This is a genomic window from Thermus amyloliquefaciens, from assembly GCF_000744885.1.
GTDB lineage: Bacteria > Deinococcota > Deinococci > Deinococcales > Thermaceae > Thermus > Thermus amyloliquefaciens.
In genome coordinates this window covers 1-14167 of the sequence record NZ_JQMV01000005.1, presented here as the reverse complement: position 1 = coordinate 14167, position 14167 = coordinate 1, and the positions used below count along the sequence as shown (strand labels likewise).

At 69.6% G+C, this 14167-nt stretch carries 16 protein-coding genes and 4 pseudogenes; 6 read left to right on the top strand and 14 right to left on the bottom strand.

The features are described 5' to 3' along the window. Window positions 1-362: pseudogene (locus tag BS74_RS11265) on the top strand (hypothetical protein); the annotation flags it as partial. A gap of 6 nt (window positions 363-368) precedes the next feature. On the opposite strand, the gene BS74_RS13080 reads toward BS74_RS11265, so the two are convergent. The 3 genes from BS74_RS13080 to BS74_RS11250 all read right to left on the bottom strand — a co-directional run bounded on the left by BS74_RS13080 (window position 369) and on the right by BS74_RS11250 (window position 2114). After that, complete coding sequence (locus BS74_RS13080) at window positions 369-662, bottom strand: DUF2442 domain-containing protein (RefSeq protein ID WP_081914596.1); 294 nt, start codon at window positions 660-662, stop codon at window positions 369-371. 8 nt (window positions 663-670) lie between these two features. After that, a complete protein-coding gene (locus BS74_RS11255; protein WP_245606160.1) occupies window positions 671-1552 on the bottom strand; it encodes a hypothetical protein in 882 nt (293 codons plus the stop codon). 184 nt (window positions 1553-1736) lie between these two features. Further along, a complete protein-coding gene (locus tag BS74_RS11250) occupies window positions 1737-2114 on the bottom strand; it encodes a hypothetical protein (RefSeq protein ID WP_245606159.1) in 378 nt (125 codons plus the stop codon). Between the two features lie 388 nt (window positions 2115-2502). Here BS74_RS11250 and BS74_RS11245 point away from each other — a divergent pair, with 388 nt between their 5' ends. Further along, window positions 2503-2787: a hypothetical protein gene (locus BS74_RS11245; RefSeq protein ID WP_245606158.1), complete on the top strand. Its 285-nt coding sequence runs from the start codon at window positions 2503-2505 to the stop codon at window positions 2785-2787. Window position 2788: 1 nt separating this feature from the next. On the opposite strand, the gene BS74_RS12000 is transcribed toward BS74_RS11245, so the two are convergent. The 3 genes and pseudogenes from BS74_RS12000 to BS74_RS11235 all read right to left on the bottom strand — a co-directional run bounded on the left by BS74_RS12000 (window position 2789) and on the right by BS74_RS11235 (window position 4290). Then, on the bottom strand, window positions 2789-2977 hold the full coding sequence (locus tag BS74_RS12000; RefSeq protein WP_185747761.1) for a hypothetical protein: 189 nt from the start codon (window positions 2975-2977) through the stop codon (window positions 2789-2791). Next, entirely contained in the window at window positions 2971-3258 is a 288-nt protein-coding gene (locus tag BS74_RS11240) for a DUF7718 family protein (RefSeq protein WP_051946679.1), read from the bottom strand. Before BS74_RS11240 ends, BS74_RS12000 begins: the two co-directional genes overlap by 7 nt. 283 nt (window positions 3259-3541) lie before the next feature. After that, window positions 3542-4290, bottom strand: a pseudogene (locus tag BS74_RS11235) (methyltransferase domain-containing protein). A gap of 176 nt (window positions 4291-4466) precedes the next feature. Between BS74_RS11235 and BS74_RS11230 the strand changes: the two are divergent. After that, window positions 4467-5372, top strand: a pseudogene (locus BS74_RS11230) (transposase). A gap of 111 nt (window positions 5373-5483) precedes the next feature. On the opposite strand, the gene BS74_RS12805 reads toward BS74_RS11230, so the two are convergent. Continuing rightward, complete coding sequence (locus BS74_RS12805; protein WP_245606156.1) at window positions 5484-6446, bottom strand: hypothetical protein; 963 nt, start codon at window positions 6444-6446, stop codon at window positions 5484-5486. 1745 nt (window positions 6447-8191) lie between these two features. Between BS74_RS12805 and BS74_RS12800 the strand changes: the two genes are divergently transcribed. Both BS74_RS12800 and BS74_RS12795 read left to right on the top strand, forming a co-directional pair. After that, the gene (locus tag BS74_RS12800) at window positions 8192-8494 is read left to right on the top strand and encodes a hypothetical protein (protein ID WP_245606155.1); all 303 of its coding nucleotides are present in this window, start codon (window positions 8192-8194) and stop codon (window positions 8492-8494) included. A 112-nt stretch (window positions 8495-8606) separates the two neighbouring features. Next, the gene (locus tag BS74_RS12795; protein ID WP_245606154.1) at window positions 8607-9329 is read left to right on the top strand and encodes a hypothetical protein; all 723 of its coding nucleotides are present in this window, start codon (window positions 8607-8609) and stop codon (window positions 9327-9329) included. A 64-nt stretch (window positions 9330-9393) separates the two neighbouring features. Here the strand turns inward: BS74_RS12795 and BS74_RS11210 are convergent, their stop codons facing one another. The 7 genes from BS74_RS11210 to BS74_RS11185 form a co-directional block, all read right to left on the bottom strand. Further along, window positions 9394-9633, bottom strand: coding sequence for a DUF2442 domain-containing protein (locus BS74_RS11210; protein ID WP_231623781.1), 240 nt, complete (start codon window positions 9631-9633; stop codon window positions 9394-9396). Between the two features lie 8 nt (window positions 9634-9641). Then, window positions 9642-9842 carry a hypothetical protein gene (locus tag BS74_RS12790; protein ID WP_126170917.1) on the bottom strand — a complete coding sequence of 67 codons (201 nt, stop codon included), beginning with the start codon at window positions 9840-9842 and terminating at the stop codon, window positions 9642-9644. 51 nt (window positions 9843-9893) lie between these two features. Then, window positions 9894-10289, bottom strand: coding sequence for a hypothetical protein (locus BS74_RS12785; protein ID WP_245606153.1), 396 nt, complete (start codon window positions 10287-10289; stop codon window positions 9894-9896). Between the two features lie 518 nt (window positions 10290-10807). Next, the gene (locus BS74_RS12780) at window positions 10808-11035 is read right to left on the bottom strand and encodes a hypothetical protein (RefSeq protein ID WP_185747762.1); all 228 of its coding nucleotides are present in this window, start codon (window positions 11033-11035) and stop codon (window positions 10808-10810) included. Window positions 11036-11325: 290 nt separating this feature from the next. Beyond that, the gene (locus tag BS74_RS13245; protein ID WP_425427258.1) at window positions 11326-11931 is read right to left on the bottom strand and encodes a DUF5647 family protein; all 606 of its coding nucleotides are present in this window, start codon (window positions 11929-11931) and stop codon (window positions 11326-11328) included. 597 nt (window positions 11932-12528) lie between these two features. Next, window positions 12529-12759 (bottom strand): hypothetical protein, encoded by a 231-nt coding sequence (locus BS74_RS12060; protein WP_219228184.1) that lies wholly within the window; start codon window positions 12757-12759, stop codon window positions 12529-12531. Then, a complete protein-coding gene (locus BS74_RS11185) occupies window positions 12759-13253 on the bottom strand; it encodes a class I SAM-dependent methyltransferase (protein WP_219228181.1) in 495 nt (164 codons plus the stop codon). The genes BS74_RS12060 and BS74_RS11185 overlap by 1 nt, the downstream gene beginning before the upstream one ends. A gap of 200 nt (window positions 13254-13453) precedes the next feature. On the opposite strand from BS74_RS11185, the pseudogene BS74_RS13240 reads away from it, so the two are divergent. After that, window positions 13454-14167: pseudogene (locus BS74_RS13240) on the top strand (transposase family protein); the annotation flags it as partial.

The window sequence follows — 14167 nt, the reverse complement described above, 5'->3', positions numbered from 1 at the left end:
AAAAAACCCCGTTAGGTATAGACTCTCTCACCGCCCTCCTCCGCGCCAAACCTGCCGACCGCCGCCGCCAGGTGGAAGAGCTCGCCCTCGGCCTCGCTAAGGAGTTCAAGGATCCTGGCAGCGTCCGCTTCTACGCCTGGGTCCTCTGGAACGCCCTCAGGGCCGAAATCTACGGCATGTGGGAAGGAGCCCTGGCCCTCGTGGCGTGGGCCATCAACCGGGTCCGCGAGGCCCTGGCCGCCTCCCTCATGAGCTCCCGCAAGGAGGGCATCCGCAGACCCGGTGCCCTCCTGGCCCACCTCCTCAACCAGCAGGGCTCCCTCCCCCTCCTCCGCCAGGCTCCCCAGTGGCGGGTGGCCTAGGCGGTCTCAGGGCCTTCCGCCACTTCTGGAGGAGGGGCTCCCGTGGCCAGGCTGTAGCGGTTCATTAGGGGCCAAGGCCCCCAAGAGGACCAGGGGGTCCAGGTCGATCCCCCGGGCCAGGCCGCCGTGCCGTCTCCGGGTCGACCCCACCTGGTGGAAGAAGGCAGGGTCCTTGAGCCTTTCCAGGATCCCGAGGAGGGGCAAGCCGCTCAGGTCAACCACCCCTTCCCTCCCGTCGGAGAAGCGGAGCCAGAGGGAGAGGCCCTCCAGGGGGCAGACCTCCACCACTTCGGGCCACACCCTCCCCCTCACCCCCTGAGCACCCGCTTGTACCACACCTTCAGGGCCTCCAGGTCCCCGCTGACCACCGCCCTGCTCCCGTCGGGGTAGAAGCGCACCTCGTAGCGCCGGGGGAACTCGGGGAGGAGCCTTTCCACCTTCGGCCACCACTCGGGCACCGCCTGGGGCAGGAGGACCAGGTAGTAAGGCCCCGTCCCCGCGATCCCCATCAGCTGCCCCTTGCCCAGGGCCGGGGCTCCCCAGGTCCGGGGGGCGGGGTCAGGGGCTCCTCCGGGGCCCGCCACACCCGCACCGGGTCCCGGCGGGGGAGGGGCTTCCTCCCCTTGGGGGGCTGGGACGGCTTCTCCCGCCCCTTCTCCGGTATGGCCTTTCCCCCCGAGGGGGCCGGGGAGGGCCTGGGGGGCTCCTTGGCGGGAGGGCCTCTTCTCCCCCCTCTTCCCGCTTGGCCTTCCCTTCTCGGGCTCCAGGTAGGGGTTCTCCCGGCCCTGGATGGGGGGCGGGAGGGGCTGGCCCTCCTTCTTGGCCTGGAGGTACTTGCCCAAGGGCCAGGCCCTTTCCGCCAGGAGGTAGGGGCCGCCCAGCCTCCCCTCCACCCGGTAGGCCTTCTTGGGCTCCAGGCGGGCGGCGAAGCCCCGGGCCCGCTTGAGGCCCACTTTGAAGCCCTCGCCCCCCTTGGGGAGGATGAGGAGGACCAGCCTTTCCCGGTCGGCGTAGAGGAGGACCCCCTGGACCACGGCCTGGGGCCCCTCGTAGGGCTCCCTTAGGCGGCTGGCCACCTGGAGGGAGAGGATCCTTCCCCCCTCGTCGGTGCGGGGCCAGAGGGCGAAGACGCCCTCCCCCGCCTCCCCCTGGGGGTCCTTGAGGGCCTTGCCCCCCAGGGCCACCGGCACCCCCGGGGGAGCCTCTCCGCGTGGAAGAGGCCCTCCCTCAGGACGCCGGGGAGGAAGAGGACCGCCTGGTGGGGCGGGTGCGGGGGCGCTTCTCCCGCCGCTCCTCCCCCACGCCTTCCCTCGTCCCTTCCTCCCCCGCGGGGAGGCTTCCTGGGCCTCCACGGGCTCCGCCATCCCTTCCATCCTAGGCCCCTACCGCCGCCAGAAGGCCCACCAGGGCCGCCGGGGCCTGGGGGCCTCCAGGGCCTTCAGGCTCTCCCGCAGGGCCTGGTTCTCTGCCCTCAGGGCGGCAAGCTCCCCCTCCACCCGCTCCAGCGCTCAGGAGGGCCCGGAGGAGGGCCAGGGCCTCCTCCCCAGAAGCTTGGGTGGCGAGGGCGGGGTGGGGGAAGGCCCCTTCCGCCCCGACGCCTCCTTGACCTGCAGGAGGCTTCCCGCAGGGGGATGCCCTCCGCCTTGGCCCGCCCCCGGCCTCCGCCAGGAGGCCCAGCACCCCCTCGGCCAAAGCCGCCCCCGCCCGCATCCCTGGGAAGGGGTGCAGGACCTCCTCCACCAGGGCCGCCATGCGCCGCAGGGTGGCGGGGAGACCCCCAGGATCCGGGCCGCCTGCCAGGGCGCGTAAAGGGTGGGGTCCACGGGCCAGGATACCCCGCCTGACGGGGTGAGCGCTCGCCCAGCCATCCCTTCGATTGCCTGAACGCTCACCGCTCGGAAAGGCGCTGAGCGCTGAGCGGGGGGTGCTCACCCCCCTTTGCCCGGCCAAAAGCCCTTTGGGGCCGGCACACCTTCCCTAAAGGGCCCTCAACGCCCTTGTAAGGGCCTAGAAGGCCGGGGTCAGGTTCCCTAGGGGTTCCCCTTGCCCCCCTTCCCCCCGGGCCTTCTTGGGGCCTTAGAGCCCGGAAAACACCCCTTTCCCGAGGGGCAAGCGTAGGATGTCCTCCCGAGGTGAAGCCGTGGACCGGAACCTGGAGCGGGACACCGTGGAGCTCCTCCTGGAGACCCCCGAGCTGCCCCCGGAGAGGCGGGAGGCCCTGGCCCGGGAGCTGGAGGCGGTGGTGGCCCGGCACCTCCCGGGCCGGCCCTTGCGCCTCCTCTCCGGGGTGGACGAAAGGGTCGGCGCTGGCTGCGCCTGGTGGTGCCCCTGGGTCCTGCGGGGCGGGCTAGGCCGCCGCCCCAAGGCCACCGGTCCCTCTGGGGTCAGGAGGCCTTCCACCCGACCCTCCCGGACCAGGGCATAGATCACAGGTCCTTCCGCCGCCTTCCCTTGGCCCAAGGCCCAGCCCAGGGCCTCGGGATCGTCCAGGAGAAGGACCACCAGGCGGTAGCTTTGGGCAAGCGGGCCGTGATCTCAGGGTGGGCGTAGAGGAAGCGGGACACCTCTGCCCCGCCCTGCATGGCCCGCTTGGCGGCCTCCGGTAAGCTCACCATCCTTGCCTCCCCTGGGCCTTCGCGGCCCGATACGCCTCAATGTACTCCTCCAGGTGGGCCCGCAGGTCCTCCTGGGCCGCTTTCAGGGCCTCGGCGGGATCTGGGGGCAAGGGCAGGGCCTCGTGCTGGGCGATACGGTTCCGGTCTCGATGGGGCTTTCCCCCTGCGCTGTCGTACCGGGCCACCCAGACCCAGCCCTCCTCGGGGTCCTCCCACTCCAGCTGCACCCCCCAGTCCCCCATCCGAGTTCCCCGGCGGTAGAAGGTGGTGCGCAAGCGCACGGGCCGTACTCCTCCAGGTACTCCTCCCGGTCGAAGCCCTTCATGGGTTCTACCCTACCCCCCGGTGCCGTGAGGCTTGGGTTTAGCCTTTATGCACCCCCGAGAGGGCCTTCGTGGCCCCCTCCTTCTGCCGCCTTTATGCGCTCATTACCCGTCTAAAGCGCATAAACCCCGCAGGGTTTGTCCCTGCGGGCCCCTTTCCATGCGCGAAAGGTGGCTTTCGGGAAGAGGTGGGGGATCCTACTCCCCGCCCCGCTGCTAGGGCACGTTGTAGTTGCCCCGCTCACGCCTGCGCGACGGCGAGCAGCCGCCGGCTGTCGAGCGTGAGTGGTCCGCCCTCGTCGCCCAGCAGCTCGACGCGGGCGAACCCGGCCCGCAGCAGCTCGTCCCGCAGCTCCACCGGCGTATACAGCCGCAGCCCGTACGCGAACCGGCGCACACGCCCGTCCCGGACGATGGTGCGGTCGGTCTGCACGCGCCCGGTGAGCGGTTCGTACCCGGTGCGGTCGATCATCAGGTCGTCGCCCCGGCGGACCACGTCGAAGCGCACCGGCTCGCCGGGCGGCAGGCTGCGCAGGATCCGGTCGCGGTGGACCGTCTCGATCAGCAGCCGGCCGCCGGGCCGCAGCACGCGCCGGAACTCCGCCAGCACGCGGCGGTTCTCCTCGTCGTCGAAGTAGCCGAAGGAGGTGAACCAGTTGACCACGGCGTCGAAGTCTCGCCCGAACGGCAGGGCCCGCATGTCGCCGTGGACCCACTCGACGCCGACGCCCGCGGCCGCCGCGGCCTGGCGGCCCGCTCCAGGAACAGCGGGCTGGCGTCGAGGCCGGTCACGCGGCAGCCTCGGCGCGCCAGGCGCACGGCGATGCGGCCGTGCCCGCAAGGCACATCCAGCACATCCGCCCCCGGACCGAGGTCGAGGAGCCGGGCGATGAGCTCGGCCTCCTTCTCGTTGCGCTCGTCGTGCAAGAAGGTCTCGTAGAAGTACAGGTAATCCTCGTCGAACACGGCGTCCCAGTGTGCACCCGTCATCGGCCATCCCCCCGCGGCGCGGCACCGGCCCCGGTGCCGGAGCTTTGGCCAAACTATAGTGCACCGCCCGCCGTCCGGGAAGGACCGCCAGATGGATCGCTGGACAGCGGGCGCCCGCCGTGCTATGTTAACCCAAGTTGCTACCTATCCCGAGGCCTGAAAAAATAGTGGCCGCTATGCTGTCGCGCATCATAGCGGCCTTTTGCATTATAGACGATGCCCTCCAGGCCCTGGGCTACAAGGACGACCCCCAAGCCAAGACCCCAGCCTCCGCCATCCTGACCCTCGCCATCCTGGCCGCCATGGAACTGGGCGGCAAGCACAACAAGGCCCTGGCCCTCGCCAAAGACCTGCGCCTCTTTACCTACGTCCCCTCCCCAAGTCGCTTCAACCGCAGACTCCACGCCCTATACCCCTTCTTCCTCCCCCTTCGCAAGATAGCCCCTTCGGGGCTGACCCACCTCCTAGCCCAGGCCTGGAAAAACCTCCACCAGGCCCAGGCCTACGCCTTGGACACCTTCCCCCTCCCCGCCTGCGAGAATATCCGCGCCCCCCGCTCCCGCCTTTTCCCAGACAAGGCCTACCGCGGCTTCATCCCCAGCAAACGGGTCTACTTCCACGGCCCCAAGCTCCACCTCCTGGTGGACGACGGGAAGTTTATCCATGAAGTGAGCCTGACCCCGGGAAGCCTACATGATCTGAGCTCTTTGCTCCTTCTTCCCCTGGACCTTCCCGAGGGGGCGGAGCTCTACCTGGACCGGGGTACGAAAGCCACTTCTATGGTCAGCCCGAAGGGCTACCTTGGAGACCTCCTCCGGGAGGCGGGGGGGATTGTGCCCATGGTCATCCGTAGAAGGAACAGCCGGCGGTATGTGCCTTGGTTGCAGTACCTGGCCATTGTGGGGCGGCTGCTTTCCCGTGAGGGAAACACCTAGGGGGTGGTGGAGACGGTGGGCAGTATGCTCCATGCCCTCTTCCCGCGGCGCATCCATGCGGTGACCCAGGAGGGTTTTGTGATCAAGGTGCTCTCCTTCATCTTGGCCCACAACCTAAATCTCTTGGCTCAACAAATGCTTGGGTAGCAACTTGGGTTAAGGTAATCGGGAAAAGTATTTCCTTCGGGGTTCATTACGCTTCCCCACCCCTCTCATTCCGTAATAGACCCCCCTCCAGTATGATTTCCCGGTGAAGCTTCACGACCGGGTGAGGAGCCGGTACACCCACTCCCGCCGGGCCTCCCGGTAAGCCTCCCGCTTCGAGGTGGCCTCCACGGTGTAGGGGCCTCCGGGGCCCTCGAAGGAGGCCACAAAACCCTCCGTGGGGTGGCGGGCCACGCTGGGGCTCCGTGCCGGTCCCACCCCTCCGCCACCACGTCCGCCAGGAGGCGGGCCAGGGCCGCTGTGATCTCCTCCTCGGTCCAGGCGGGTTTGTCCGGGAGGTAGGGGCGCAGGAGGTCCCCAAGCCCCACCTCGTCCGTGAGGGGCCAATAAAGCGTCAAAAGCCGCCCCAGGGCGTGGATGGCATCTTGCTTTCTCATTCCCCCCTCCTCTGCTTGAGCCGCACCACCCGCCCCAGAAGTTCCGATATCTCCCCCTTGGTGAGCCCGAGGCCGGTGAGGGCCTTCCGCAGGCTCCTCCGCACCGCCTTGTCCCAGCGGTTGGCGGTGGCCGGGGGAGGAAGCCCACCTTGGCGGCCTCCCGCACCTCCCGGGTGAGGGCGTTTGTTCTGCCCACGAGCCTGCGGGCCTCCGCCAGGACCAGGGGCTTGACCCGCTTCCGGTCGTGGGGCCAGCGGAAGCTCCCCACCAGGCGCTCCATCTCCCTCTGCCGCTCCCGCACCCAGGCGGGGGAGACCAGGAAGCGGGCCCTCTGGGTCTTGTCCCGCCGCATCCCGCCCCAGGTGAGGAGGAAAGGCCCCACCCGCAAGGGGCGCTGGGCCAGGTCCTGAAGCTCCAGGTTCCCCACCCTCGCCTCCCGGGAGAGGACCAGCCACCCTCCCTCGGGAAGAGGGAAGGCCCGCAGGCCCTCCCGCTCCCGGGGAGGCCTCTCCCCCGGGGGGAGGAGGAGGCCGTAGCGGTAGCGGTTCCCCGGGTGGGCCAAGGCTCGGTGCAGGGCCTTCCAGACCGGGCCTTGCCAGGGGTAAGGGGTGCGGCCCATGGGGGAGAGGGTAGCAAGGGGAGACTCCCGCCTTGTCCTTTCCCGTAGGGAAGGGGAAAGAAGACCTAAAAGGGGGGAGGGGAGGGGGGGACGTAAAAAGGGTCGGATCAAGACCCTCCCCGCTATACCTACCTCGTGAGCCTGGCCCCCACCAGGTGCCCTCCCCACCCGTCCCGCCTGGGCCGGGGAAAGCCGGATGCCCTAGTTGGGCCCGTCCGGTTTGGGGCGGGGGTGGTGCCGGAATCGAGGGCGACCCCGTGAAAGGCACCGTCCTATCGCCACGCATCTGGTGGTCGGTTCACACGGAAGGCGACCGTACGAGCCAGCCGTCGCCGTCGGAGGGGATGATCCCTGCACCACGAGGGGGTGGTGCGCCCGCCCATGGGTGCTCCGAGGGTGCCACAGGCCCGAGGGGTGCTGAGTCATGGGTCAAGTGTCGTGGCTGGACGCCGAAGGGGTACATGCCGAAACCCGGACGCTCCAGCTATACGGCTAGGGCGACACCGAAGAGCCCCCACACGGGGGCCTGCCCAAGGGGCCTGATGAGGGCTTCGAACCGAGGGACGAAGGAGGCTGAGCCGAGCTCCCCCTGCGTGAGGGTTTTCCGGCCCTTACCCACGCACCCTGAAGGGGATCCCGCCCATAGGCGGGGTAGGCAAGGCTTCTGGACCCGGTGGGCTAGGTGTCTGACAACGCGGTGGACGGGAATGGCGACCCTGCCGTGCCCACGGGCGGCAATGCCGCACCGGGGTGTGTCCTCCAGCCCTGAACCCATAGGGGCTGGTACGCCGATGGGAGCGTGGCGAACCCCATCGGTGGCCGCGGGAAAACGGTCTAGGAGGCGGGGAAACCCGCTCAACGAGGACCGGATAAGCGGGGATAACGGCAGGGACGGAGCGGGTGAGTACCGTGGAAGCCAGGGAAACCTGGTGGAGGGAAGACCCGTAGCGGTTTGGGTAGGCGTGTGGGGATTCCTGGTGCTTGGTGGGGGCCAGGCCACCGGGAGGTCCCCCGGAGTGGACCAACCACGGCCATCCCGAGGCCCTAAATCGGGGGCGTGTCCCGGCCACACGGGGACAGCCACGGCCGTCCCGAGGCCGAAAACCGGGGGTAGAGCCCACCACACGGGCAGCAGACACCGCCCTGGCGGGTTGCCGTGCGAAGGAGGAGGAAAAAAGACGAGGACGGAAGAACGCGAAGAGCATCGCTTGTAGCGACCTTGTGCCGATGCCTGCCAGAGGCTAACGGTGCGCCCTGTAAGGGGCGCTGTGGACACGGGATGTAGGGATAGGTGAGGAAGCCCCCCGGGAAACCCGGGGGGCTTTGCCTTTTGCCGTGTGGTGCGCCGCACTTTCTCCCTGCACCAGCGGTGCCGAAAGCCCGCGTCTGCACGGGGTGCGCGGGGGATCCCCTCTTGCCTTTGGGAAGGGGTCGGTATAATAGCCCCCAACGGGTAGACCGGGCCCCCCTGGGGCCCAAAGCGGCAGGGCCGCGCGAGGACCAAAAGCAGGCTACCCCTGAGGAGGGGGCAGAAACACAAGGTTTTTGCGGGAGTTCTCTTGTTCCTAAGCTACCCCCTCCCAGCGGGAAAGGCAAGAGGCACCCGTTAGGTGCGCGGGGAAATGGTGTCCCCGACGCGAAAAGAGGGAGGGGTTTATGACCCGGAGGAAGTTAGAGGAAGCGGATATCAAAAACCAGAAGCTCAAGCAGGCATTTCGGCGGCGGGCCGGGCTTTCCTGGAGGCTTTGGCCCGCAGGAAGCGGGCGCGTGGGGAGGAGGTTCCCCCCATTTACCAGCAGCTTTTGGGCTTCTTCCCCGAGGCGCCCCTGACCCCTGAGGAGGTGCAGGAGCACCCCCAAGGGGCGGAGGCGGTGGCGGCTACCTTGCCCCCACCCCCTGCCCTGTCTTCCCTGCCGGAGGGGCCCATCCCCACCCGGGCGGAGCTGGCCCAATCCCCCCTCCGCCGGAGGTGTTGCCCCAAAGCCCCCTGGCGGTGGCGGACCGGCTCCTGGCGAGGGGCGAGGCGGAGGGCACCCTGCCTCCCTTGAGCGAGCGGGCCCGCGAGGTCTACCGGACCCTCCTGGCCCTTGGGGTGGCGTGGCTGCGGCGGCTCCTTGGGGCAAGCGGCCTCCCCGGAGCCTGAGCCAGCTGACCTTCTTTGTGCCTAACGACGCCCTGATAGCCGTCTTGGGGATCCCCTCGGCGAGCCTGTACCGGGCCTTGGGGGAGCTCACGGAGAAGGGGCTCATCACCCGGGCGGCCTGGCGGACGGCGGCCACCTTGCGGGGGAAGAGCGGGGTGTACGCGGCGGGGACCCTGTACGCGGTGCGCTTGCCGCACCGGACCCGGAGGCCCCGGTTGGACGCGGAGGACTTTGCCCACCCGTGGCGGGACCTGGAGGGGGATGTGGAGCGCGGGAGAACCGCGTGGCGAGCGTTGAGAGAGTCAAAAGAAAAACCCCTAAAGGGGGATGCTGAGGTGCTGGAGTTTCTCTTGGATTTCTCGTTATCCCCCCCCAGGCAAAAAACCCCGTTAGGTATAGACTCTCTCACCGCCCTCCTCCGCGCCAAACCTGCCGACCGCCGCCGCCAGGTGGAAGAGCTCGCCCTCGGCCTCGCTAAGGAGTTCAAGGATCCTGGCAGCGTCCGCTTCTACGCCTGGGTCCTCTGGAACGCCCTCAGGGCCGAAATCTACGGCATGTGGGAAGGAGCCCTGGCCCTCGTGGCGTGGGCCATCAACCGGGTCCGCGAGGCCCTGGCCGCCTCCCTCATGAGCTCCCGCAAGGAGGGCATCCGCAGACCCGGTGCCCTCCTGGCCCACCTCCTCAACCAGCAGGGCCTCCTCCCCCTCCTCCGCCAGGCTCCCCAGTGGCGGGTGGCCTAGGCGGTCTCAGGGCCTTCCGCCACTTCTGGAGGAGGGGCTCCCGTGGCCAGGCTGTAGCGGTTCATTAGGGGCCAAGGGCCCCCAAGAGGACCAGGGGGTCCAGGTCGATCCCCCCGGGCCAGGCCGCCGTGCCCGTCTCCGGGTCGACCCCCACCTGGTGGAAGAAGGCAGGGTCCTTGAGCCTTTCCAGGATCCCGAGGAGGGGCAAGCCGCTCAGGTCAACCACCCCTTCCCTCCCGTCGGAGAAGCGGAGCCAGAGGGAGAGGCCCTCCAGGGGGCAGACCTCCACCACTTCGGGCCACACCCTCCCCCTCACCCCCTGAGCACCCGCTTGTACCACACCTTCAGGGCCTCCAGGTCCCCGCTGACCACCGCCCTGCTCCCGTCGGGGTAGAAGCGCACCTCGTAGCGCCGGGGGAACTCGGGGAGGAGCCTTTCCACCTTCGGCCACCACTCGGGCACCGCCTGGGGCAGGAGGACCAGGTAGTAAGGCCCCGTCCCCGCGATCCCCATCAGCTGCCCCTTGCCCAGGGCCGGGGGCCTCCCCAGGTCCGGGGGGCGGGGTCAGGGGGCTCCTCCGGGGCCCGCCACACCCGCACCGGGTCCCGGCGGGGGAGGGGCTTCCTCCCCTTGGGGGCTGGGACGGCTTCTCCCGCCCCTTCTCCGGTATGGCCTTTCCCCCCGAGGGGGCCGGGGAGGGCCTGGGGGGCTCCTTGGCGGGAGGGCCTCTTCTCCCCCCTCTTCCCGCTTGGCCCTTCCCTTCTCGGGCTCCAGGTAGGGGTTCTCCCGGCCCTGGATGGGGGGCGGGAGGGGCTGGCCCTCCTTCTTGGCCTGGAGGTACTTGCCCAAGGGCCAGGCCCTTTCCGCCAGGAGGTAGGGGCCGCCCAGCCTCCCCTCCACCCGGTAGGCCTTCTTGGGCTCCAGGCGGGCGGCGAAGCCCCGGGCCCGCTTGAGGCCCACTTTGAAGCCCTCGCCCCCTTGGGGAGGATGAGGAGGACCAGCCTTTCCCGGTCGGCGTAGAGGAGGACCCCCTGGACCACGGCCTGGGGCCCCTCGTAGGGCTCCCTTAGGCGGCTGGCCACCTGGAGGGAGAGGATCCTTCCCCCCTCGTCGGTGCGGGGCCAGAGGGCGAAGACGCCCTCCCCCGCCTCCCCCTGGGGGTCCTTGAGGGCCTTGCCCCCCAGGGCCACCGGCACCCCCCGGGGGAGCCTCTCCGCGTGGAAGAGGCCCTCCCTCAGGACGCCGGGGAGGAAGAGGACCGCCTGGTGGGGCGGGTGCGGGGGCGCTTCTCCCGCCGCTCCTCCCCCACGCCTTCCCTCGTCCCTTCCTCCCCCGCGGGGAGGGCTTCCTGGCCTCCACGGGCTCCGCCATCCCTTCCATCCTAGGCCCCTACCGCCGCCAGAAGGCCCACCAGGGCCGCCGGGGCCTGGGGGCCTCCAGGGCCTTCAGGCTCTCCCGCAGGGCCTGGTTCTCTGCCCTCAGGGCGGCAAGCTCCCCTCCACCCGCTCCAGGCGCTCCAGGAGGGCCCGGAGGAGGGCCAGGGCCTCCTCCCCAGAAGCTTGGGTGGCGAGGGGCGGGGGTGGGGGGAAGGCCCCTTCCGCCCCCGACGCCTCCTTGACCTGCAGGAGGGCTTCCCGCAGGGGGATGCCCTCCGCCTTGGCCCGCCCCCGGGCCTCCGCCAGGAGGCCCAGCACCCCTCGGGCCAAAGCCGCCCCCCGCCCGCATCCCTGGGAAGGGGTGCAGGACCTCCTCCACCAGGGCCGCCATGCGCCGCAGGGTGGCGGGGGAGACCCCCAGGATCCGGGCCGCCTGCCAGGGCGCGTAAAGGGTGGGGTCCACGGGGCCAGGATACCCCGCCTGACGGGGTGAGCGCTCGCCCAGCCATCCCTTCGATTGCCTGAACGCTCACCGCTCGGGAAAGGCGCTGAGCGCTGAGCGGGGGGGTGCTCACCCCCCTTGCCCGGCCAAAAGCCCTTTGGGGCCGGGCACACCTTCCCTAAAGGGCCCTCAACGCCCTTGTAAGGGGCCTAGAAGGCCGGGGGTCAGGTTCCCTAGGGGTTCCCCTTGCCCCCTTCCCCCCGGGCCTTCTTGGGGCCTTAGAGCCCGGAAAACACCCCTTTCCCGAGGGGCAAGCGTAGGATGTCCTCCCGAGGTGAAGCCGTGGACCGGAACCTGGAGCGGGACACCGTGGAGCTCCTCCTGGAGACCCCGAGCTGCCCCGGAGAGGCGGGAGGCCCTGGCCCGGGAGCTGGAGGCGGTGGTGGCCCGGCACCTCCCGGGCCGGCCCTTGCGCCTCCTCTCCGGGGTGGACGAAAGGGGTCGGCGCTGGCTGCGCCTGGTGGTGCCCCTGGGTCCTGCGGGGCGGGCTAGGCCGCCCGCCCAAGGCCACCGGTCCCTCTGGGGTCAGGAGGCCTTCCACCCGACCCTCCCGGACCAGGGCATAGATCACAGGTCCTTCCGCCGCCTTCCCTTGGCCCAAGGCCCAGCCCAGGGCCTCGGGATCGTCCAGGAGAAGGACCACCAGGCGGTAGCTTTGGGGCAAGCGGGCCGTGATCTCAGGGTGGGCGTAGAGGAAGCGGGACACCTCTGCCCCCGCCTGCATGGCCCGCTTGGCGGCCTCCGGTAAGCTCACCATCCTTGCCTCCCCTGGGCCTTCGCGGCCCGATACGCCTCAATGTACTCCTCCAGGTGGGCCCGCAGGTCCTCCTGGGCCGCTTTCAGGGCCTCGGCGGGATCTGGGGGCAAGGGCAGGGCCTCGTGCTGGGCGATACGGTTCCGGTCTCGATGGGGCTTTCCCCTGCGCTGTCGTACCGGGCCACCCAGACCCAGCCCTCCTCGGGGTCCTCCCACTCCAGCTGCACCCCCAGTCCCCCATCCGAGTTCCCCGGCGGTAGAAGGTGGTGCGCAAGCGCACGGGGCCGTACTCCTCCAGGTACTCCTCCCGGTCGAAGCCCTTCATGGGTTCTACCCTACCCCCGGTGCCGTGAGGCTTGGGTTTAGCCTTTATGCACCCCCGAGAGGGGCCTTCGTGGCCCCCTCCTTCTGCCGCCTTTATGCGCTCATTACCCGTCTAAAGCGCATAAACCCCGCAGGGTTTGTCCCTGCGGGGCCCCTTTCCATGCGCGAAAGGTGGCTTTCGGGAAGAGGTGGGGGATCCTACTCCCCGCCCCGCTGCTAGGGCACGTTGTAGTTGCCCCGCTCACGCCTGCGCGACGGCGAGCAGCCGCCGGCTGTCGAGCGTGAGTGGTCCGCCCTCGTCGCCCAGCAGCTCGACGCGGGCGAACCCGGCCCGCAGCAGCTCGTCCCGCAGCTCCACCGGCGTATACAGCCGCAGCCCGTACGCGAACCGGCGCACACGCCCGTCCCGGACGATGGTGCGGTCGGTCTGCACGCGCCCGGTGAGCGGTTCGTACCCGGTGCGGTCGATCATCAGGTCGTCGCCCGGCGGACCACGTCGAAGCGCACCGGCTCGCCGGGCGGCAGGCTGCGCAGGATCCGGTCGCGGTGGACCGTCTCGATCAGCAGCCGGCCGCCGGGCCGCAGCACGCGCCGGAACTCCGCCAGCACGCGGCGGTTCTCCTCGTCGTCGAAGTAGCCGAAGGAGGTGAACCAGTTGACCACGGCGTCGAAGTCTCGCCCGAACGGCAGGGCCCGCATGTCGCCGTGGACCCACTCGACGCCGACGCCCGCGGCCGCCGCGGCCTGGCGGGCCCGCTCCAGGAACAGCGGGCTGGCGTCGAGGCCGGTCACGCGGCAGCCTCGGCGCGCCAGGCGCACGGCGATGCGGCCGTGCCCGCAAGGCACATCCAGCACATCCGCCCCCGGACCGAGGTCGAGGAGCCGGGCGATGAGCTCGGCCTCCTTCTCGTTGCGCTCGTCGTGCAAGAAGGTCTCGTAGAAGTACAGGTAATCCTCGTCGAACACGGCGTCCCAGTGTGCACCCGTCATCGGCCATCCCCCCGCGGCGCGGCACCGGCCCCGGTGCCGGAGCTTTGGCCAAACTATAGTGCACCGCCCGCCGTCCGGGAAGGACCGCCAGATGGATCGCTGGACAGCGGGCGCCCGCCGTGCTATGTTAACCCAAGTTGCTACCTATCCCGAGGCCTGAAAAAATAGTGGCCGCTATGCTGTCGCGCATCATAGCGGCCTTTTGCATTATAGACGATGCCCTCCAGGCCCTGGGCTACAAGGACGACCCCCAAGCCAAGACCCAGCCTCCGCCATCCTGACCCTCGCCATCCTGGCCGCCATGGAACTGGGCGGCAAGCACAACAAGGCCCTGGCCCTCGCCAAAGACCTGCGCCTCTTTACCTACGTCCCCTCCCCAAGTCGCTTCAACCGCAGACTCCACGCCCTATACCCTTCTTCCTCCCCCTTCGCAAGATAGCCCCTTCGGGGCTGACCCACCTCCTAGCCCAGGCCTGGAAAACCTCCACCAGGCCCAGGCCTACGCCTTGGACACCTTCCCCCTCCCGCCTGCGAGAATATCCGCGCCCCCCGCTCCCGCCTTTTCCCAGACAAGGCCTACCGCGGCTTCATCCCCAGCAAACGGGTCTACTTCCACGGCCCCAAGCTCCACCTCCTGGTGGACGACGGGAAGTTTATCCATGAAGTGAGCCTGACCCCGGGAGCCTACATGATCTGAGCTCTTTGCTCCTTCTTCCCCTGGACCTTCCCGAGGGGGCGGAGCTCTACCTGGACGGGGGTACGAAAGCCACTTCTATGGTCAGCCCGAAGGGCTACCTTGGAGACCTCCTCCGGGAGGCGGGGGGAATTGTGCCCATGGTCATCCGTAGAAGGAACAGCCGGCGGTATGTGCCTTGGTTGCAGTACCTGGC